The organism is Caballeronia sp. GAWG2-1, from assembly GCF_023631405.1.
Lineage (GTDB): Bacteria > Pseudomonadota > Gammaproteobacteria > Burkholderiales > Burkholderiaceae > Caballeronia.
This window is the reverse complement of the sequence record NZ_JALQDD010000007.1, coordinates 128,131-148,266: the sequence shown is the minus strand read 5'-3', so window position 1 is coordinate 148,266 and position 20,136 is coordinate 128,131. Positions and strand designations below refer to the sequence as shown.

21 protein-coding genes are annotated in these 20,136 nt (G+C 63.5%); 12 read left to right on the top strand and 9 right to left on the bottom strand.

Going from position 1 to position 20,136, the window contains the following annotated elements; genetic code table 11:
- The first annotated feature begins 54 nt into the window (after positions 1–54).
- Entirely contained in the window at positions 55–375 is a 321-nt protein-coding gene (locus NCR98_RS05545; RefSeq protein WP_244827684.1) for an Mpo1-like protein, read from the top strand.
- Between the two features lie 9 nt (positions 376–384).
- On the opposite strand, the gene NCR98_RS05540 is transcribed toward NCR98_RS05545, so the two are convergent.
- Positions 385–1,692, bottom strand: coding sequence for a YihY family inner membrane protein (locus NCR98_RS05540; protein ID WP_370652103.1), 1,308 nt, complete (start codon positions 1,690–1,692; stop codon positions 385–387).
- 95 nt (positions 1,693–1,787) lie between these two features.
- Here NCR98_RS05540 and wrbA point away from each other — a divergent pair, with 95 nt between their 5' ends.
- From wrbA to NCR98_RS05515, 5 genes are all read left to right on the top strand, one after another.
- Entirely contained in the window at positions 1,788–2,402 is a 615-nt protein-coding gene (wrbA, locus tag NCR98_RS05535) for an NAD(P)H:quinone oxidoreductase (protein ID WP_250492215.1), read from the top strand.
- 27 nt (positions 2,403–2,429) lie between these two features.
- Positions 2,430–2,816 carry a DUF2069 domain-containing protein gene (locus tag NCR98_RS05530; protein ID WP_250525712.1) on the top strand — a complete coding sequence of 129 codons (387 nt, stop codon included), beginning with the start codon at positions 2,430–2,432 and terminating at the stop codon, positions 2,814–2,816.
- A 147-nt stretch (positions 2,817–2,963) separates the two neighbouring features.
- Complete coding sequence (locus NCR98_RS05525) at positions 2,964–4,424, top strand: FAD-binding oxidoreductase (protein ID WP_250525711.1); 1,461 nt, start codon at positions 2,964–2,966, stop codon at positions 4,422–4,424.
- A complete protein-coding gene (locus NCR98_RS05520; RefSeq protein ID WP_250525710.1) occupies positions 4,421–5,224 on the top strand; it encodes a metallophosphoesterase in 804 nt (267 codons plus the stop codon). The genes NCR98_RS05525 and NCR98_RS05520 overlap by 4 nt, the downstream gene beginning before the upstream one ends.
- A 30-nt stretch (positions 5,225–5,254) precedes the next feature.
- Positions 5,255–5,980: an SOS response-associated peptidase gene (locus NCR98_RS05515; RefSeq protein ID WP_250525709.1), complete on the top strand. Its 726-nt coding sequence runs from the start codon at positions 5,255–5,257 to the stop codon at positions 5,978–5,980.
- A 2-nt stretch (positions 5,981–5,982) separates the two neighbouring features.
- Here NCR98_RS05515 and NCR98_RS05510 read toward each other — a convergent pair whose 3' ends face one another.
- The gene (locus NCR98_RS05510; protein WP_244827677.1) at positions 5,983–6,147 is read right to left on the bottom strand and encodes a hypothetical protein; all 165 of its coding nucleotides are present in this window, start codon (positions 6,145–6,147) and stop codon (positions 5,983–5,985) included.
- A 150-nt stretch (positions 6,148–6,297) separates the two neighbouring features.
- Positions 6,298–7,236 (bottom strand): LysR family transcriptional regulator, encoded by a 939-nt coding sequence (locus NCR98_RS05505; protein ID WP_244827676.1) that lies wholly within the window; start codon positions 7,234–7,236, stop codon positions 6,298–6,300.
- Between the two features lie 166 nt (positions 7,237–7,402).
- Here NCR98_RS05505 and NCR98_RS05500 point away from each other — a divergent pair, with 166 nt between their 5' ends.
- From NCR98_RS05500 to NCR98_RS05475, 6 genes are all read left to right on the top strand, one after another.
- Positions 7,403–8,932: an efflux transporter outer membrane subunit gene (locus NCR98_RS05500; protein ID WP_250525708.1), complete on the top strand. Its 1,530-nt coding sequence runs from the start codon at positions 7,403–7,405 to the stop codon at positions 8,930–8,932.
- A gap of 11 nt (positions 8,933–8,943) precedes the next feature.
- Positions 8,944–11,097 (top strand): FUSC family protein, encoded by a 2,154-nt coding sequence (locus NCR98_RS05495; RefSeq protein WP_250525707.1) that lies wholly within the window; start codon positions 8,944–8,946, stop codon positions 11,095–11,097.
- On the top strand, positions 11,087–11,287 hold the full coding sequence (locus tag NCR98_RS05490) for a DUF1656 domain-containing protein (protein WP_250464390.1): 201 nt from the start codon (positions 11,087–11,089) through the stop codon (positions 11,285–11,287). Before NCR98_RS05495 ends, NCR98_RS05490 begins: the two co-directional genes overlap by 11 nt.
- 46 nt (positions 11,288–11,333) lie before the next feature.
- Positions 11,334–12,194 carry an efflux RND transporter periplasmic adaptor subunit gene (locus NCR98_RS05485; RefSeq protein ID WP_244827672.1) on the top strand — a complete coding sequence of 287 codons (861 nt, stop codon included), beginning with the start codon at positions 11,334–11,336 and terminating at the stop codon, positions 12,192–12,194.
- An 88-nt stretch (positions 12,195–12,282) separates the two neighbouring features.
- Positions 12,283–12,465, top strand: coding sequence for a hypothetical protein (locus NCR98_RS05480; RefSeq protein ID WP_250464389.1), 183 nt, complete (start codon positions 12,283–12,285; stop codon positions 12,463–12,465).
- Between the two features lie 32 nt (positions 12,466–12,497).
- A complete protein-coding gene (locus NCR98_RS05475) occupies positions 12,498–12,863 on the top strand; it encodes a type II toxin-antitoxin system death-on-curing family toxin (RefSeq protein ID WP_350029502.1) in 366 nt (121 codons plus the stop codon).
- A 67-nt stretch (positions 12,864–12,930) separates the two neighbouring features.
- Here the strand turns inward: NCR98_RS05475 and NCR98_RS05470 are convergent, their stop codons facing one another.
- From NCR98_RS05470 to aruF, 6 genes are all read right to left on the bottom strand, one after another.
- Positions 12,931–13,743 carry an ABC transporter substrate-binding protein gene (locus NCR98_RS05470; protein ID WP_309845207.1) on the bottom strand — a complete coding sequence of 271 codons (813 nt, stop codon included), beginning with the start codon at positions 13,741–13,743 and terminating at the stop codon, positions 12,931–12,933.
- 457 nt (positions 13,744–14,200) lie between these two features.
- The gene (gene astE, locus NCR98_RS05465) at positions 14,201–15,220 is read right to left on the bottom strand and encodes a succinylglutamate desuccinylase (protein ID WP_250525705.1); all 1,020 of its coding nucleotides are present in this window, start codon (positions 15,218–15,220) and stop codon (positions 14,201–14,203) included.
- Complete coding sequence (gene astB / locus NCR98_RS05460; RefSeq protein ID WP_250525704.1) at positions 15,204–16,544, bottom strand: N-succinylarginine dihydrolase; 1,341 nt, start codon at positions 16,542–16,544, stop codon at positions 15,204–15,206. Before astB ends, astE begins: the two co-directional genes overlap by 17 nt.
- A 20-nt stretch (positions 16,545–16,564) precedes the next feature.
- Positions 16,565–18,037, bottom strand: coding sequence for a succinylglutamate-semialdehyde dehydrogenase (gene astD, locus NCR98_RS05455; RefSeq protein ID WP_250525703.1), 1,473 nt, complete (start codon positions 18,035–18,037; stop codon positions 16,565–16,567).
- 11 nt (positions 18,038–18,048) lie between these two features.
- Positions 18,049–19,083: an arginine N-succinyltransferase gene (astA, locus tag NCR98_RS05450; RefSeq protein ID WP_250525702.1), complete on the bottom strand. Its 1,035-nt coding sequence runs from the start codon at positions 19,081–19,083 to the stop codon at positions 18,049–18,051.
- A complete protein-coding gene (gene aruF, locus NCR98_RS05445; protein WP_250525812.1) occupies positions 19,080–20,132 on the bottom strand; it encodes an arginine/ornithine succinyltransferase subunit alpha in 1,053 nt (350 codons plus the stop codon). The genes astA and aruF overlap by 4 nt, the downstream gene beginning before the upstream one ends.
- Positions 20,133–20,136 lie beyond the last annotated feature (4 nt).

The following is a 20,136-nucleotide window of genomic DNA, read 5'->3' as shown; positions in this document are numbered from 1 at the left end:
ATCTTGCTGGCGCTTTCGTCAGGTGGAAGGCACCGCATCGACCGGGAGGCGATCATGGCGCAGACGACACACGGAGAACACTTCGCGAACTTCGCCGAGTTCTATCCGTACTATCTGGACGAGCATCGCAATCTGACATCGCGCAGGCTGCACTTTTTAGGCTCACTCGGCGTGATTGGCTGCATTGCCATGGCCATCGCCACCGGCGACTGGCTCTGGCTGCCGGCCGCTGTGATCTGCGGCTACGGCTTTGCGTGGATCGGCCACTTCTTTTTCGAAAAAAACCGCCCTGCCACCTTTCGCCATCCGGTCTATAGCCTGATGGGCGACTGGGTGATGTTCAAGGACATCTGCATCGGCAGGATCTCGCTTTGAACCGTGTGCTCAGGCCGGTTGTTGCGGCATGGAAGAACGCGGTGTTTCGAGCAGGCGCGGGTTTGTGAGCGCCGCCGCGCGCGCCGCGACGAGTGAATTGAGCGTGGCTTCGAGCCTGTCGTTTTCGAGCGCTTCCATCAGCGCCGTGCGATCGAGATGCGTGGCATCGAGACGCAATTGATAATCCAGTTCCTCCCGGTCGATCACGAACTGGTCGAACAGCATGGTCATGGTGATGTGCGCCGGGTTGGCGATCAACACGAAACGCGGCATCTTCGAGTCTTCGAGCCGGCCGATCCAGCCGAGCGCATCGAGCCGCGTGATCAGGCGCGTGGAGGTATCCAGATCGCAACGCGCCATCTTGGCGAGTTCCATCGCCGTGTAGCCAGGCTTGCCTTCGTCGCGCAATTCGACGAGTCGCGCGAGTATTTCGAGCGCGTAAAGCAAGTCGCTGCCCGGAAACTCGCGCCGATGATATTGCCCGATGCGAATGGCCGGCAACGCGGACGTCACCATTGCACCGACGAGCGCGATCATCCAGCAGAGATAAACCCACAGCAGAAACACCGGCAGCGCGGCGAACGCGCCATACACGGCGGTGTAAGTGGGAATGCGCCGCACGTAGTAGCCGAAGCCGCGCTTGCCCAGTTCGAACGCCACCGCTGCAATCAGCCCGCCGATGACGGCATCGCGCCATTCGACCTTGCAGTTCGGCATGAACACGTAAATGATGGTGAAGGCGAACACCGTGAGCGGCAACGAAACGCCCGTCAGCGCCCATTCGACGATAGGCGGCATAAGATTGTGCGACCCCGCGAACGCGATCGAATGCGCGAACACGTAGGACGAGATGGAAAGACTGCAGCCGAAGAGAATAGGCCCGAGTGTGATGATGGCCCAATAGACCATGACGCGTTGCGCGAACGGGCGCGCCTTCTTCACGCGCCAGATGACGTTGAGCGCCGATTCGATCGTCATCATGGTCATCACCGAGGTGACGAACAGGATAATGAGGCCGACCGTGGTCAGGCCCTTCGCTTTCGCGGCAAACTGGTTCAGATAGTTGAAGATCTGCGTGTTGATCTGCGTCGGCATTAAATGCGCCGCGAGGAAGTCCTGCAACGACGACTGGAACGAACCGAAAATGGGAAATGCGGTGAAGAGCGCGAACGCGACGGTTGCGAGCGGCACGACGGACAGCACGCTCGTGAACGTGAGACTGCCCGCCACCTGCGCGACGCGATCCTCGCCAAGACGCCGCGCGACGAAACCGGCGAGACGCTTGACTGCCGCGAGATCGATGAAAACGTGCCGCAAACGCATTCTCCCAAGCGAGGCCGCGTGAGGCTATTGCCCTGCGCGCCCCCAAAAACAGGCTAATCCCTATAATAGCCGTTCACTAAAAAAGCCTTATGAACGACATCCTCGTGCTCTACTACAGCCGCCACGGCGCGACCCGCGAGCTTGCGCTCGCCATCGCCCAGGGCGTCGACAGCGTTCCTGGCATGGCCGCGCGGGTGCGCACGGTGCCGCCGGTTTCCACCGTCTGCGAAGCCACGCAGCCCGACATTCCCGCCGACGGCCCGCCTTACGCCGAGCTGCGCGATCTGGAGGAATGCGCGGGTCTTGCGCTCGGTTCGCCCACGCGCTTCGGCAACATGGCCGCGCCGCTCAAATATTTCCTCGACGGAACCACGCCGCAGTGGCTGTCCGGCGCGCTCGCGGGCAAGCCAGCAAGTGTCTTCACCTCCACCGGCAGCCTGCACGGCGGCCAGGAAACCACGCTGCTCTCGATGATGCTGCCGCTCCTGCATCACGGCATGCTGATCGTCGGCATTCCTTACACCGAGTCGCGCCTGACTACCACGCAAAGCGGCGGCACGCCTTACGGCGCATCGCATCATGCGCGCACGGGCGACGCCAGCCAGCACGGCATCACCGCCGACGAGAAAGCGCTCGCCGTCGCGCTCGGCACAAGGCTCGCGCGCACCGCGCTCGACCTCGTGCGTGGCGCGAAGGCCGCTTGAGTCCGTTTGAGCCCGCTTAAGCCCAACATGACCGCACCTTCGCTGACCGAGCCGCGAACGAATGCGCCGCTTGCCATCGGTGCACTGACGAGTCTTGCCGCGCTCATCGTGCTCTCGCTTCTCTGGGAGCTGTGGCTCGCGCCGCTGCGTCCCGGCGCATGGGTACTCGCGTTGAAAGCACTGCCACTTGCATGCGCGCTGCCCGGTGTCATCAAGCGCAACGTCTATACCTTGCAATGGGCTTCGATGCTCGTTTTGCTCTACTTCGCCGAAGGCATCGTGCGCGGCATGACCGATACCGGCCTCTCCGCGCGCCTCGCCTGGCTCGAAACTTTGCTTGCGTTCGCATTCTTCGTCTGCGCGCTCAGCTTCGTCGCCCCCTTCAAACGTGCGGCGCGTGCAAGAAAACGCTGAATCGTTCGCTTTTTTCCATACGGACGTGATGCTTTTTAGCACGGATCGAAACGCTGCGCGCGGCCTATGCCATTCGGCCGAGGCGCAAGCCGCGCCCCGCTGCGCGATACTGTCGACTACGCTACACGGTCCAATCTGCCCTCATCCATGACTGCCTCTCACGCCCCGTTCATCGCCGCCTGCACCGAACTGCTCGGCGCGTCCCACGTTCTCACGCACGATCACGACACCGAGCCGTTTCTCGTCGACTGGCGCAAGCGCTATCGCGGCAATGCGTGCGCCGTGCTGCTTCCCGCCGACACCGCGGAAGTCGCCGCCGTCGTCGGACTCGCGCATGAACACGGCGTGGCCATCGTGCCGCAAGGCGGCAACACGGGACTCGCGGGCGGCGCAACCCCCGACGAGAGCGGCGCGCAAGCGGTATTGAGCCTGCGCCGCCTGAACCGCATTCGCGGTATCGATCCGCATAACAACACCATTACCGTCGAAGCAGGCGTCGTGCTCGCCGAAGTCCAGGCGCGCGCCGAAAGCGCACAACGTCTCTTCGCGCTGAGTCTCGCGGCCGAAGGCAGTTGCACGATCGGCGGCAACCTCTCGACCAACGCGGGCGGCACGGGCGTTCTGCGTTACGGCAACACGCGCGAGTTGTGCCTGGGCCTCGAAGTCGTGACGCCGCAAGGCGATATCTGGGACGGCCTGCGCGGCTTGCGCAAGGACAACACCGGCTACGATCTGCGCGATCTGTACATCGGCGCGGAAGGCACGCTCGGGATCATCACGGCGGCGGTGATGAAACTGCATCCCGCGCCGGTCGCGCGCGTGACAGCGCTCGCGGGTCTAGCCTCGCCGCACGCCGCACTCGATTTCCTGGCAATGGCGCAACGTCACGCAGGTGCGCTCCTGACCGGCTTCGAGCTCATGTCCGACTTCTCGATGCGCCTCGTCGGCCGGCATTTTCCGCAACTGCGTTATCCGTTCGGCGAACCGCACGCGCAAACCGTGCTGCTCGAACTCTCCGACAGCGAAAGCGACGAACACGCCCGCGCGCTCTTCGAAAGGCTGATGGAACAGGCTATGGAAGAAGGTATTGTCGAAGATGCCGTGGTCGCGGAAAGCCTCGCGCAGTCGCAGGCATTCTGGGACTTGCGCGAGCATATCCCGCTCGCGCAGGCGGAGGAAGGGCTGAACATCAAACATGACATTGCGGTGCCGATCTCGAGCATCGGCCGCTTTATCGAGGAAACCGACGCGATCATCGCTCGAGCCACGCCCGGCGCGCGCATGGTGACCTTCGGACATCTGGGCGACGGCAATCTGCATTACAACGTGCAGGCGCCCGAAGGCGTCGATCAGAAGCAATTTCTCGAAGCGTTCCAGACGCCGATCAACGCACTCGTCTACGACCAGGTGCATGCGCATCGCGGCAGTATCAGCGCCGAGCACGGTCTCGGGCAACTGAAGGTGGACGAAGCGATGCACTATAAATCGGCCGTCGAGGTGCGCCTCATGCAAAGCATCAAAGCCGCGCTCGATCCCGAGAATCGCATGAATCCGGGCAAGGTCGTGCGCTGGGCGCAAGCCGGGACAAGGAAGGAGAACATCGCATGAAGATACGCGTGCTGTCGGACCTGCACCTGGAAAACGACGAGCCGCTCGCGATTCCTTATGCCGAAGCCGATCTCGTCGTGCTGGCGGGCGATATCCACAATCACGCGGAAGGCGTGCGTTGGGCGGTGGAGAATTTCGGTTCGGATGTGCCTATCGTCTATGTGCCGGGCAATCACGAGTACTACGACGCCGAATTCGGCGCGATGGAAGTTGCCATGCTCGACGCGGCGCAAAGCGTGGACAACGTGCATTACCTGAACAACGCGGCGCTCGTCGACCGGCGCGGCGCGTGGCGCGTTCTCGGCACGACGCTCTGGACCGACTTCGCGCTGTTCGGGTCGAGCGACGAAGAAATCGGCCGCGCGCAGGAAGCGTGCATCAAGGCCATGCTGGATTATCGAGGGCTGATCCAGCTCGCGTGGCCGGAGCAAGACGGCGAACCCCGCGCGTTCGCGCCGGAAGATTCCCTCGCGCTGCACGAGCAAGCGCGCGCGTGGCTCGAAAACGAATTGGCCAGACCGTTCGCGGGCCAGACGATCGTCGTCACGCATCACGCGCCGTTGCGCGAAAGTCTGTCCGAGCGGTATGCAACGGATATCGTGTCGGCGGGCTTCGTCAATCATCTGCCGACGCTCGCCCGCACGCCCGCCGCGCTTTGGATTCACGGCCACACGCATACGTCGTTCGACTACACGGCGAATGGGACGCGCGTGGTCTGCAATCCGCGCGGCTACTTCGACCGTCGCTCCGGGCGCTGGGAAAACGAACAGTTCGCCTGGGACAAGGTCGTCGAAATCTGACGGAGCAACGCGAATAACGGGAGCCAAGCCATGTGCGGCCGAATCAGCCAGTACCGACTGCCGATGCATTACGCGCAACGTCTGCATCTGAAGAACCCGTTCGTACTCGTCGATGCCGCCGACCGGCGGCCCGGCTACAACTTGTCGCCGGGCACGCATCCGCTCGCCGTCTATCCTGACGAATCGATTCGCGCTGTGCATTGGGGATATTGCCCGCCGTGGGCGATACAAAAGAAGTTGCCGCAGACCATCAATGCGCGCGTCGAGACGGCGTCGACCAGTGCCTATTTTCGCAATCTGTGGAAAAAAGCGCGCATTCTCGTGCCGGCGGATGGCTGGTTCGAATGGCGAATCGAGCCGCGTCCGGGCGAATTGGCGACCAAACCCGCCGCCGCGAAGCCCCTCAAGCAACCGTATTACATTCGACGCGCCGACGGCGAGCCCATGTTCCTTGCCGCGCTCACGAGCATCACGCGCGAGGAGGACGCCGCGCAGCCCGGCGCGGGCTTCGTGATCGTCACGGCAGCAGCCGACGAAGGCCTCGTGGACGTCCACGACCGCCGCCCGCTGGTTTTCTCCGCAGCCACGGCGCGGCGCTGGCTGGACCCGGACGCATCAGCGGAGGATTTGGCGCGGCTCGTGAAGTCCGACGGCGTGCCGGCTTCGCACTTCGTCTGGCACCGCGTTTCAACCGATGTGAACCGCGCCACCACGGACGAAGCGCGGCTCATCGAGCCGCTGGAAGCGCTTTTTTAGATTCAGCGGGTGCGCCGGTCGCGGTTGCTTTCGACGCGAATCGGGATCAGGCGCTTTCTTGCCTCTTCTTCCGACTGGGCACGCATGGCATTGAAAAGCTCGCGCGACGCCGGAACGGCGATCAACGACACAAGCGCGGCAAGAGCGAACATAAGTGGCGTGCTCATCAGACGAGTCCCCAAGATAAATGCAGTGAACGTAGACAGACAGTAGCAAATGCGGGTGAATCAGGAGTAAGCAAGTGTTGCGCCGCAGCTTATTTCGTAACCGGACTTCGGTCAGCGCGCCGGAGCCGACAGCACTGACGGCAAGCCTATTCAGCCTACTACGAACTCCTTGAGCGACTCGGAATCGGCGGCGAGCGTGTCGGGCAACGCCTCGCGCAGAAACTCCACCCACGTGCGGATCTTGGCGTCCAGATACTGGCGCGACGGGTACAGCGCGTAGACCGTCAGTTCCTGCATCGTGTATTGCGGCAGCACACGCACCAAAGTGCCCGCGCGCAAGGCGGGCAGCGCGGAGGACGTCGGCAATACGCCGATGCCCATGTTTTCCCGGATCGCCGTCACCATGGCGTCGGCCACGTTCACCGTGAAGGGCGAAGCGCCGAGACTGACCGTTTCCTGCCCGTTCGGACCGTCGAAGACCCAGCGGTCGGGCGGAAACACGGGCGTCATCAATTGCAGACAGGTGTGGCGCACCAGATCGGACAACACATGCGGCGTGCCGTGCTTCTCGATATACGCCGGTGACGCACATGCAATGCTGAACACCGTGCCGAGCCGCGCCGACACCAATGCGGAATCCGGCAACTCAGAAGCCAGCACCACCGACACGTCGTAACCCTCGTCCAGTAGATCCGGCACGCGTTGCGCCAAAGTCAGCTCGACCTGCACGGACGGATGACGCTGCTGATAGCGCGAGATCATCGGCACGACATAGTGCACGCCGAAGCTCGTCATCGAATGCACCTTGAGTTTGCCGGCCGGACGCGCGTGGGCGTCGCTGGCTTCGGCTTCGGCCTGATCGACGTAAGCGAGAATTTGCTCGCAGCGTTGCAAATAGCGCTCGCCCGCCTCGGTTAGCGCGATTCGGCGCGTCGTGCGATTGAGCAGCCGCGTGCGCAGATGCGCTTCGAGGTCGGACACGGCGCGCGACGCGTAGGCGGTGGTCGTATTGAGATGCTGCGCGGCGGCGGTGAAACTGCCCGCCTCGACGACGCGCGCGAACACGCGCATGTTTTGGAGCGTATCCATGACGCTTTCCCGTTTTTCGGCGTTTGTGTAGATCGAATTGTTACATGACCAGTAACAGCGATTATCGCAATCTCAGTAAGAATGCTTTACATCGTTACTGGTTATTCGACAATCCCTGCAAAAATATAATTCACTCTCAAATTCTATTCAATTTTGGGAGGGAATCGTGCGGAGCCGGTCGTTCAGTCACGCCGCTTATGCCGCGGTTCTTACGGCATTTTTAACAATCGCCGGATGCGCAAGTACGGGCAAGGTTGCGCCGCAAGATCCGCTGAAAGACCCGGCAACGCTCGATGTCGGCAACGCCATTCGCGCCGCCAATGCGGACGCTGCGTGGCCCGGCCAGGAATGGTGGCGCGCGTATCGCGATCCGCAGCTCGATGCCTGGATTACACGCGCAACCGGCGGCAACCCGACACTGGCGATGGCCGCCGCACGCGTTCGCGAGGCGCGCGAGGAAGCCGGCGTGGCGCGCTCGGCGCTTTTGCCGCACGTCGATGGCGCGATGAGCCTGCAACGCAAGCACTGGCCGGAGAACGACTTCTACGGCCCCGGCTACTACGGCGGCACGACTACGTGGGACGACACCGCCGGCCTTTCGCTCTCCTATGACCTCGATCTCTGGGGCCGCGACGATAACGCCGCCGAACGCGCGCTCGATGTCGCCCACGTGCGCGCGGCCGATGCCCGCGCCGCCCAGCTCGAACTCGAAACCAACGTGGTGCGCGCCTACATCGGCTTTTCGCAGGCGTTCGCGCTGCTCGATATCGCTCAACAGACGCTCGCGCAGCAGCAGCGGATCGCGGATCTCGCAGAGCGGCGTTTAAAAGGCGGCATCGGCACACAGCTCGAAGTGAGTCAGGCCGAAACGCCGTTGCCCGAGTACGAGCGTCAGGTCGATATCTATCAGGAAGAGATTGAGCTCGCGCGCCATCAGCTCGCCGCGCTTGCAGGCGAAGGTCCCGGCGCGGGCGATGCGCTCACGCGTCCCACGCTCGCGCTCGCGACGCCGCTGCCCTTGCCCTCGTCGCTGCCCGCCGAACTCGTGGGTCATCGGCCCGATATCGTCGCGGCGCGCTGGATGGTGGCGGCGCAAGCGCGCGGTATCGATGTCGCGAAGGCCGAGTTCTATCCGAACATCAATCTCGCGGCGTCTCTCACGCAGACTTTCGCGGGCGGCGCGCTGCTCAGCTTCCTCACGAGCAAGGCGACGGGTTATACGTTCGGCCCGGCGCTGTCGTTGCCTATCTTCGAAGGCGGACGGCTGCGCTCGCAACTCGGCGCGGTGTCGGCGCAATACGACGTAGCCGTCGATCACTACGACGCGACGCTCGTCGCCGCGCTCAAGGACATCGCCGATCAGGTCGTGCGCGTGCGTTCGCTCGACACGCAGCTGGAAGCGTCGGGGCGCTCGGTCGCCGCCGCACGCAAGAACTACGACCTCGCCAACGCCGGTTATAAGCGCGGCCTGACCGATTACGTCAACGTGCTGATCGCGCAAGCGCAATTGCTGCGCGCGCAGGACGGCGAAGCACGCGTGCGGGCGCAACGGCTCGCAGCCTATGCAACGCTCACCTCCGCGCTCGGCGGCGGTATCGACGATCCCTCGAATGGTCCGCAAGAAACGGCGCTCGCGCCCGCGAAGCATATCGGCCCGTTCGGTTCGTCGCTCGGCGCGTCGTCCTCGGTGAAGTGAGGAGAACGTTCATGGCCACTGTTCTCATCGACAAGCGCGCATCGCTCGTGAACGCCTTCGCGGATTGGGCGCGCACCGACGGCCTCGCGTGGATCTACATCTTCAAGGCGGTGCTGGCGGCGCTGATCGCGCTATGGATCGCCATGCGGCTCGACATGCAGCAGCCGCGCACCGCGATGACCACCGTCTTCGTCGTGATGCAGCCGCAAAGCGGCATGGTGCTCGCGAAGAGCTTCTACCGTTTCTGCGGCACGATGGTCGGTCTCGTCGTCATGCTCGCATTCATCAGCCTGTTCTCGCAGCAGCCGGTGCTGTTTCTCTCGGCGACGGCGCTCTGGGTCGGCATCTGCACGGCGGGCGCGGCGCGCAATCGCAACTTCCGCTCGTATGGCTTCGTGCTCGCGGGATACACGGCGGCGCTGATCGGCATACCGGCGGCGCAGCATCCGGATGGCGCGTATCTGTCGGCCCTGACGCGGGTGGGCGAAGTGTCGCTCGGCATCGTGTGCGCGGGCGCCGTGAGCGCGCTCGTGTTTCCGCAACTCGCGGGCGAGCAGATCCGCACCACGGTGCGACGGCGCTTCACGCAATTCGTCGATTACCTCTGTCACGCGATGTCCGGCAAGCTCGAGCGCGCGCAAATCGAACGCACCAATCTGAGCTTCGTCGCGGATATCGTCGGCTTCGAGGCGGCGCGCAGTGTCGCGATTTTCGAGCATCCCGAATCGCGGCGGCGCGGCGGGCGGCTCGCGCGGCTGAATAGCGAATTCATGAGCGCATCCACGCGCTTTCACGCGCTGCATCAGTTGATGAACCGGCTGCGCGCAAACGCGTCGGGCACGACCATCGATGCGCTCGAACCGTTCATCCACGAAGTGCCGCCGCTGTTGCTGATTGCGGGCGAGCCGGTGCGCAACGCTGCCGACGCCGCGCACGCCGCCGCGCAATTGCGCGACTACAAGGCCGCGTTGCCCAGGCGCGTGCGCGCGACGCGTATCTCGCTCGAAGCCGCGCCCGGCTTCACCGCACTCGAATTCGATACCGCGACCGAGCTGCTTTATCGTTTCGTCGACGACATGCTCGCGTATGCCGACACCTACGCGTCGCTCGCGGCGCCGTCGCATGAACGCGAGCGCTGGGTCGCGCGTTACGTGCCCAAGACCAATCTGCTCGCGGCCGCACTTTCCGGCCTGCGCGGCGCGGTCGTGATGTTCGTCCTGAGCGCGTTCTGGATCGCGAGCGCGTGGCCGAGCGGCGGCACGATGGTGCTCAACGCCGCTGCCGTTTGCGCGCTGGCGTCGTCGTCGCCACGGCCGACGCAGATGGCCGCGCAAATGGCTATCGGCACGACGCTCGCGAGCATCACGGGCATGATCGTCGTGTTCGGCGTGTTTCCGCATATCGACGGCTTCGTGCTGATGTGCGCGGCGCTCGTGCCCGCGCTCATGCTCGGCGCGTTCTTGACGACGCGTCGCTCGCTCGCGGGCGTGGGCATCGGCTACTGCATCTTCTTCTGCTTTCTCGCGGGGCCGGACAACCTCGTTCATTACGATCCGACCGGCTTCATGAACGACGCCATCGCGCTCGTCTTGTCGATGATCGTCTCCGCGATCGCCTTCGCCGTGCTCCTGCCGACCGATGCGCCGTGGCTGCGCCGTCTGCTGCTCGCGGACCTGCGCCGCGAAGTAGTGAGCGCGCGGCGCGGACGTCTCGCGCAACTGACGACGCATTTCGAAAGCCGCACGCGCGACCTGCTTTCGCAGATCAACGCGCTCGCTTCCGACAAGCCCGCGCTGCAACGCGAGGCCTTGCAGTGGCTCTTCGCGGTGCTCGAATTCGGCAATGCGGTGATCGATTTGCGACGCGAAATGGCGGGCTTCGAACGCGTCGTGAACCCGACGCTCGATGCGGTGGCGCGGCTTTTCGATCGGCCACGGCAAGCGCGTTTCGATGGCGCGCTCGTCGCGACGGAACACGCCATCGACGAGATGCAGGCCAGGCTTGCTTCGCACGCTTCGGATTCGGATACGCCGCGTGAAGAGCGGCATCGGCTGCAACGCATCGTGAGTCATCTGCATTTCATTCGTACCGCGCTGCTCGACCCGGAATCGCCGTTCGCAGCGTTCCAACCGATTTCGCCTGAAGGAGCGTCCCATGCCGCGTGATACCGCGATTCTCGAAGCTTACGTGCCAACGCTGCTTTTGCTGTGCCTCGCGGGCGGGCTCGTCACCTGGATCATCGACCGCGTGCTGGCGCTGACCGGACTGTATCGCGTGGTCTGGCATCCGGCGCTGTTTCGCGCGAGCCTGCTCGTCTGCGTGTGCGGCGTGCTGGGTCTCGCGGTGTATCGATGATTCTCGACCGCTTCGTCGCCAACAACATATTCAAGAGAGTTGCATCATGCTGATCAGAAAACTCGTCGGCTTCGTCATGACGATAGCCATCTTCGCCGCGGCGCTCGTCATCGGCCGCATGCTGTGGGTGCATTACATGAACGATCCGTGGACGCGCGATGGACGGGTGCGCGCCGATGTGGTCAACGTGGCGCCGGACGTGTCGGGCGCGGTCGTGCAGATGCCGTTGCACGACAATCAGTTCGTGAAGAAAGGCGACTTGCTGCTGGAGATCGACCCGTCGCATTACCAGATCGCCGTCGAGCAGGCGCAGGCGAACGTCGCGGCGCGCGCGGCCGAGTTGCGCATGCGCCGGGCCGATGCGGCGCGTCGCGCGGACATGGACGCGCTGGTCGTCTCGAAGGAAGCACGCGAGAACTCCATGCAGACGGCATCGACTGCCGAGGCGCAGTTGCAGCAGGCGAACGCCGCGCTGGATGCCGCAAAGCTGAATCTGGAACGCACCAAGGTGTTTTCCCCAGTGGATGGCTATGTGACGAATCTGAACGTGTATCGCGGCGATTACGCGACGGCGGGCGCGGCAAAGCTCGCCATCGTCGATAGTCATTCGTTCTGGGTCTATGGCTATTTCGAAGAGACCAAGTTGCCGCATGTGAAGATCGGCGACAAGGCGCAGATTCGTTTGATGAGCGGCGGCGAGCTCACGGGTCACGTCGAGAGCATTTCGCGCGGCATTTACGATCGCGACAATCCGCAAAGCCGTGAGTTGCTCGCGGATGTGAACCCGACGTTCAACTGGGTGCGGCTCGCGCAACGCGTGCCGGTGCGCGTGAAGATCGATGATGTGCCGGAGGGCGTGCTGCTCGCGGCGGGGACGACTTGTACGGTGGTGATTGGGGCGATGTGAGGTACGAAGGGCGAGCAGTGCCGCTCATGCGACGGACGGGTTCGAGGTAAAGTCGAACGAAATTTTCGTTGCAGTAAAGGAGTCTCGAATGGGATCCAAGAAGATCGGTCGCTTCGCGGTCGAAGACATTCCGCCGCGTGAAAGAATCACGCCCAAGCCTGAACGAGCCATCGACATGTCGACGCCGGAAGCGCGCGAAAGAGCCTCGGCTGCGATCCGCAAGGTGATCCGTACGCATAACGTCGCGATCAAGGCACTCGCAAAGCGCTGAGTCTCGCCATGCTATAAAACGCTGAATTCGTCATCGTCGCGCACGTCGACATACTGGCCTGGGAAGGCGGGCTTCCGGGTTTCGCGCAAGCGGGTCCGGGCGGCGTGGACGCCGTGCTTGCCCGAGTAGAATCACGCCCACTACGCAGGGCAGACGATATTTTCGGTATTGCAGCGATGTACGCGGTGGCCATTGCCCGAGGGCACGTATTCAACGACGGTAACAAGCGAACAGCGCTTGTCTGTGCCTTGGCGTATCTGGGGGAACAGGGATACGACTTGTCCGCGACGCCAGACATTGAAGAGGATCTGGTCGAAACAATGGTGGATGTGGCCGAAGGCAACATCAGTCGAGAAGAATTGGCCGATTACCTCGGCGTCATCTGCGCGATTCGCTAGCTATTCCGCCGCAAAAAAGCCCGTTCCGCTTTCGCCAGAAACGGGCTTTCTCAAGCAAGACCAAGCCTTACTTCAAAACCACTTTCACATCGAAGTACTTGGCCGCGAACCGGTCGATGCTCCCATCGTCCTTCAACTCCTTCAGCGCGCGATTGAGCGCATCCTTCAGCGCCTTATCGTTCTTGCGCACGCCGAAGCCGACGCCTGATCCGAGCAGCTTGTTATCCGACACCGCCGGTCCCGCGAACGCGAAACCCGCGCCTTGCGGCTGCTTCAAAAAGCCCTTCGATGCCGCCTCGGCATCTTGGAACGCGGCATCCAGACGGCCCGTCGCGAGATCCGCGTAGATCTGATCCTGCGCCTGATACGACTCGACATCGATACCCGCCGGCGCCCACTTCGCCTTCGCGTATGTCTCTTGAATCGAGCCTTGCAGCACGCCCACGCGCTTGCCCTTCAGACCATCGACGCTCGGCAGGATCGTGCTGCCCTTCTTCGCGACGAGCTGGTTGGGAATCGTATAAATGGGATCGGTGAAGTCGATCGCGACGCGCCGCTTGTCCGTGATCGTCATGTCGGAGTTGATGGCGTCGAACTTGCGCGCCTGCAAGGCCGGAATCAAGCCGTCGAACGAATTTTCGACCCACACGCATTTCGTCTTCAGCTTCGCGCACACCGCGTTGCCGATGTCGATATCGAAGCCCGTCAGTTCACCCGACGGCGTCTTGGATTCGAACGGCGCGTAAGACGCCTCCACGCCGAAGCGCAGTTCCTTCATGCTGTCGGCGGCATGCGCGTCGAGCGTTGCCATGCCTGCCGCCGCGGAAACGCTCACGAGCGCGAACGCGGCAAACCTGCGATTGAGCCATTGCAGTTTAATCAAGTCCATCTCCTTCCAGTTCGATTCGTTCGTCTCTGTCAGATGCCGCATGCCGCCAGCGTCCGAAGCATCGCGGCACGGAAAGCCATGCTCAAACGTCTCGGCGATGATCGCTGCGCCGCATCAAACACAGGGCCGCGATTGTAGCGCGGTCGCGGCAACAGACTGTGGAGATAACGTGGACGGGAAAGTTGCAAGTGGCGGTCGCGTTCATGCAAGTGCAAATGGACGGCCGGGTGCGCGGGCAGGTGCGTGCTGCAAGCTCAAGCTAGAGCCCAAACGCAAACGCACGGGCAAGCCACGCACAAGTGCAAACACGCGACAGATCGCGAAGGCGTGCCACCCACCTCGATAGAAATCTCGGCGATGTGCCGCCCAATAATCGCGACCGATGTGTGGCCACAAGCACGACTCGACGCTCGAACAAACGTGCAAGCGCCACCGCAAACGCCAGCGCTCAATCGAGCGCCGCCAGCGTAGCCTCGGTCGTATCGACGACCATCAGCCCCGCGCGCAATCCCGCCTTGACCCGAGCATTCGGAAACACGATCCGCTCTTCATCGTGCGATACGCGATACCGGTAATCCCCATCATGCGCGAGCTCGGTGCCCGCTGGAAACGCCGTGAAATTCGGCACGTCGCCAGCTACGTTCAGCACGAACGCATCGCTTTGCTTGTCGATCTGCGCGACCACCGAAAACACGCGCAACGGCGCATCCGCGTCCGGCCGCTCACCGCCTATCAGACGACGCAACGCCGCATCCGATGCCGCAAAACGCGTGAGATCGTTCGCGCCGAACGGACGCACCTTGCCGAGCTCCAGCGTGCAGGCAAGCGCGTTGCAAGCCTGCGCCGTGAAGTATGAAAACGTATTGTTCTTCTCGCGATGCAAAAGCACCGCCTGCAAGCGCGCATCGCGCAGCCAGTCGAACATCGCGCGTGCGAGCGGTGCGCCGGTGTGCGGCAGCAAGGCGAACTGCTCGAATACCGAGGCGCGTATCGCCGTGTGCATGTCGATATGCCATCGCGCATGCGTGACGCCCTCGAAGAACGCCAACGCACTCGCTTCGAGCGACGCCGCGCGCGGCGCTTCCCGGCTCTGCGTGAACTTCGCATGGCGGCCGCTAAAAAGCCGGTTCAGATCGTCGTCGATATACCGCTCACCCGCGCGCATCGCCTCGATGTTGCCGAGAATCACCAGCATGCGCGCGGCAAGTGGCGCCGCGCCGCTCGCGATATCGGCAACAAGCCGCGACAGCATTTCGATGGGCGCGGTTTCATCGCCATGAATGCCCGCCGATGCAATCACGCTTGGCGAAGCCTCGTTCGCCGCGGGTTCGAGCAGCAGCACGCCATCGTCCTGCCAGGTCCAGCGCACGCCCGAAGGCGCGACGCCGAAGGTTTGCAACGGCTGCGCGCCCGACAGCGTGAAGCGCAAGAAATCGTTCAGCAGCAAGGCATCAGCGCTGGAAGTCATAGATCGATCCGAGCGAGAGAATGGCCGTCAATTCATCGAGCGCGGTGCGCGACTGATCGAGCAATTGCGGGTCGGCGAGATCGGCGGCCGCGAGGCGATCGCGATAATGTGTGTCGATCCAAGCATCGAGGCGGGTGAAGAGCGCGTCCTTCATCCAGACATCGCGATTGACGGCCGCGTGCTCCACGTCGTTCAGCACGACGCGCAAGCGCAGACACGCCGGGCCGCCGCCGTTTTTCATGCTCTCGCGCAGATCGAAGACGAGCACTTCGTCGATCGGCGTGGATCGCTCGCCCAGCGAATCCAGATACGCGGCCACGCGCTCGTTCTCGCGGCATTCCTGCGGCACGACGAGCACCTGCTTGCCCTGAACGTTCGACAGCAACTGACTGTTGAAAAGATACGACGAGACCGCATCCGCGACGCTCACTTCGCTCTCCGGCACTTCGAGCGCCGTGAAGACCGCGCCACGCGCCGCGAGCTTCGCGCTCAGTTCGTCGTACACGTTGTGTTGATCGACGAACGCGCGCTGATGGCAAAACAGCGTCGTGCGATTGCCGACCGCGATGACATCGTTGTGGAACACGCCGGCATCGATCACATCGGGCGATTGCTGCGCGAAAACGGTCGCCGACTCATCGAGTTCATGCAGGCGCGCGACGGCCCGGCTCGCCTCCAGCGTCTGCCGCGCGGGATAGCGTTGCGGCTGCAGTCCCTGCGCATATTCGCTGCGTCCGTAGACAAAGAACTCGACGCCCTTCTCCCCATATTCGCGCGCAAAACGCGTGTGATTCGCCGCGCCTTCGTCGCCGAGCGCGGGCGTGCCGGGCAGCGCGTGATGAATGCGAAAGCGCGCTTCGTCGACGAAGATCGCGGCGAGCGAACGGCGCGTTTCGCCATGCTCGATCGCGCGATGCAGCTTCGCGGCGAGATTGGCGGGCGTGAAGTGGACGCGGCCATCGGCGGTGTCGGCGGAAGGACTGACGGTCGCGGCGTTGGCGGTCCACATCGCCGATGCGGAACTGGCCGCCGCCAGCAGTTCGGGCGCTTCGCGAGCGGCGCGCGCGATGACCGTGGCATCGTCGCCGGAAAAGCCGACGTCGCGCAGAAGACGCACGGAAGGCCGTTCGAGCGGCGGCAAGACGCCTTGCTTAAAGCCGAGGTCCGCCAGCCGCTTCATCTTGCGCAAGCCCTGCTTCGCGGCGGCCTTCGGGTTCGCCACCGACTTCTCGTTGCTGCGCGACGCGACGTTGCCGAACGACAGCCCCGCGTAGTTGTGCGTCGGGCCGACCAGCCCGTCGAAGTTCGCTTCGAATGAAGACATCCTTGATCCTTCGCGGTTCTTTAGAACGTGAGTCCCGGCGACACGCTCGCGGGCATCTGCAATTGCGCGCTTTCCACCGATGCCATCGGGTACGAACAGTAATCCGCCGCATAGTACGCGCTCGGCCGCTGATTGCCCGAGCGCCCGATGCCGCCGAACGGCGCCGCCGACGAAGCGCCGTTGGTCGGCCGGTTCCAGTTGACGATGCCCGCGCGGATGGTGCGCTGAAAGTGCGTCCACGCGGCTTCGTCGTCGGCGAGCAAGCCTGCCGAGAGACCGTAGGCCGTATCGTTCGCGCGTTCGATGGCCTCGTCGAAAGTCCGGTAGCGCGTGACCTGCACGAGCGGCCCGAAATGCTCTTCGTCGGGAACGTCGGCCGCGTGGGTCACATCCAGGATAGCCGGCGTGACGAAGCCCAGATGCGCCGCGCGCTGCTTCATCTCGAGCACGGGCGCCGCGCCCGCTTCGATCAGATGCGCCTGCGCCTTTACGAGCCGCGCCGCCGCGCGCGCCGAGATTACCGCGCCCATGAACGGCTGCGGATCTTCGTCGTAAGCGCCAACGCGAATGTTCGCACTCACTTCGGCGAAGCGCTGCATGAAGCGCTCGCCGAAGGCATCGTCGGGAACGAAGAGACGGCGCGCGCACGTGCAGCGCTGCCCCGCCGACAAGAACGCCGATTGAATGGTGTGATGCACGGCGGCGTCCACGTCGTCCGTATGCGCGACGACGAGCGGATTGTTGCCGCCCATTTCCAGCGCGAGCACGATCTCCGGCCGCCCACCGAACTGGCGATGCAACAGCGTGCCCGTATCCGAACTGCCGGTGAAGAAAAGCCCGTCGATTTGCCGATGATTCGCCAGCGCCACGCCTGTGTCCTTCTCGCCCTGCACGAGATTCAACACGCCGGCGGGCAAGCCTGCTTCGCTCCACAACGCGACCGTCGCTGCAGCCACGCCCGGCGCGAGTTCCGAAGGCTTTAACACGACCGCGTTGCCCGCAATGAGCGCCGGCACGATATGACCATTGGGCAGATGCCCCGGAAAGTTGTACGGCCCGAACACGGCGACGACGCCATGCGGCCGATGCCGCAACACGGCGACGCCATCGGCCATGGGTGCGCGCTTCTCGCCGGTGCGCTCGTGATAGGCCTGCACGGAGATATCGACCTTCGCGGCCATCGCAGCCACCTCGGTGCGCGCTTCCCACAACGGCTTGCCGGTCTCGCGGCCGATGGCGTCGGCGAGCGCTTCCTTGTTCTCGTTCAACGACGCGGCGAAGCGGCGCGCAATGGCGACGCGTTCATCGAAACTCACCGCCGACCACGACGCAAACGCGCGCCGCGCCGATGAAACCGCGCGCTCGACATCGTCGGCCGAAGCACTGTTGCCTTGCCAGACGACCGAGTTTGTCGCCGGATTGCGCGAGGCGAACGCCGCACCCTTGCCTTCCAGCCACTCGCCGCCGATATACAACCGATTCTGGATACTCATGTCGTTTCTCTTTACTTGGCGCGCGGATAAGACGTGAGCACGCGCACGGCATCGCCTGCGGTTACGCGCAGGGCATCGGCTTCTTCCTGAGTCAGCAGGAACTTGCCGTCATCGACCGCGCCGACGGTCGCGCCGCAGCGGAACCCTTCGAGCAGCGTGTTCGATACGAGACTGCGCGCATCGCTTTCGATGGCGGCATCGCGCACGCCGATCCTCACTTCGGCCAGCACGCTTTCACGCACCGTGCGCAAATCCGCGACGTGACATTCGAGCACGGGACCGGCATCGAAGATATCGACGTGATTCTCGTAGCGCAGCCCTTCGGCTTCGAGCATCTTGCGCGCGGGCGCGGTATCGCGATGCGTGATGCCGACCGCATCGCGCGCGGCATCGGGCAACAAGTCGAGGTACACGGGATAACGTGGCATCAGTTCCGCCACGAACGACTTCTTGCCATGCGAGCTGAGATAGTCCGCTTCGTTGAAATCGATCTGATAAAAATGCGAGCCGACCGCGTTCCAGAATGGCGACTCGCCGTTGTCATCGAAATGACCGCGCAACTCGGCGCACAGACGCTGCGGAAACCGCGAAGTGAATTGCGCGATGAACATGAAGCGCGAGCGCGACAGCAAACCGCCGACACCCGCCGTGCGATAACGCGGGCTCAAAAACAGCGAGCACACTTCCGCGTAACCGGTGAGGTCGTGCGAGATGTTGAGCAGCGACATACGCGTCCATACGCCCAGATCCTTGCTCGCATGCACGACCGTTGCCACGCGATAGTTGTAGAACGGCTGCTCCAGTCCGACTTCCGTTTCGATGCCGCAAACGCCCGCGATATCGCCCGTCGCGGTGTCTTCCATCACGAAGAGATAGCCTGCCTCGAAAGCCTCGGCGGCATCCGCAAGCGTGCGGCGCGCGCGTTCGACGCGCGCGGCGAGCGCCTCGCGATCCGGCTTGAAGGTGGTCAGGCCCGGCCCCGTTTCGAGGGCCAGCGCGACGAGTGCGTCGACATCTCCCGGCCGCACAGAGCGCACGACGATCATTGCAATTCTCCCGAAGCCTGATGCAAGGGCACGGCACGCACCGTCTCTTTCTCCTGCACGCCGAGCGCCGCGCGCGCGTCGGCGCTCAAGGCCGCGCCGTCGGACCGCGTGCCCGCCAATGGTGCGACGATCGCGCGAAATTCGTGCGCGCCGCCCGCGGCCACGAGATACGGCGCGGCGCGTGAACCGGCAAGCGCGCCATCGCGCACCGTGCGCAATTCGCCCGAACTCGCCGATGCGCTCTTGTCCACGGCTATCGTCAACACCGGGCCGGCGTCGAAGATGTCGACGAAACGGTCGGGCTCGAAGCCCTCTTCCAGATGGATGTCGTATGCAAGGAGCGTGCTTTCGTTCGGCTCGCCGAGCACGCGCTGCGCTTCGCCTGGCAAGAGCGGTACATAGATGGGATAACTCGGCATGACTTCGGCAATGAACGTGCGGCTGCGTCCACCCGATTCGAGTTCCACCTGCTCGAAGTCGCGGCTGAAGAACTTGCGTCCCACTGCTTCCCAGAACGGCGACGCGCCGGTGTCGTCGCTGACGCCGAGCATCAGCGAGAAGACTTCGCTCGAAAAGCGCTTGCGGTTCGCGGCGATATACAACATGCGCGAGCGCGACAGCAAATGCGCCGCCGCTTCGCCTTCGGGCGTGCGCAGCGACGGATCGATATAAAAGCCCGTGAGACGGCTCTTGCCCGTGAGTTCGTGCGACATCGTGAGCGCGTGGATCTTGCGATTCACCTTGAGTTCGCGCGATGCGTGGATCAGCGCGTCGTTACGAAACGCGTAGAACGGCTCCGAGTACCCTGCCGACGCGACGATGCTCGATGTCCCGAGCAGCTTGCCCGTCGTCGAATCCTGCATCACGAAGAGATAGAACTCCTCGCCGGGCAAATCCACCTCGGCGCGAAACGAATCTTCCGAGAGCGCAACGCGCGTTTCGAGCGCGCGGCGGTCGCGCGGCAGCGAATGCAGCACAGGTTGCGCCGCACGCGCCATCCGTTCGAGCTCGTCGAGATCGGAGAGTCTTGCGGGACGAACGAATAGCATCATC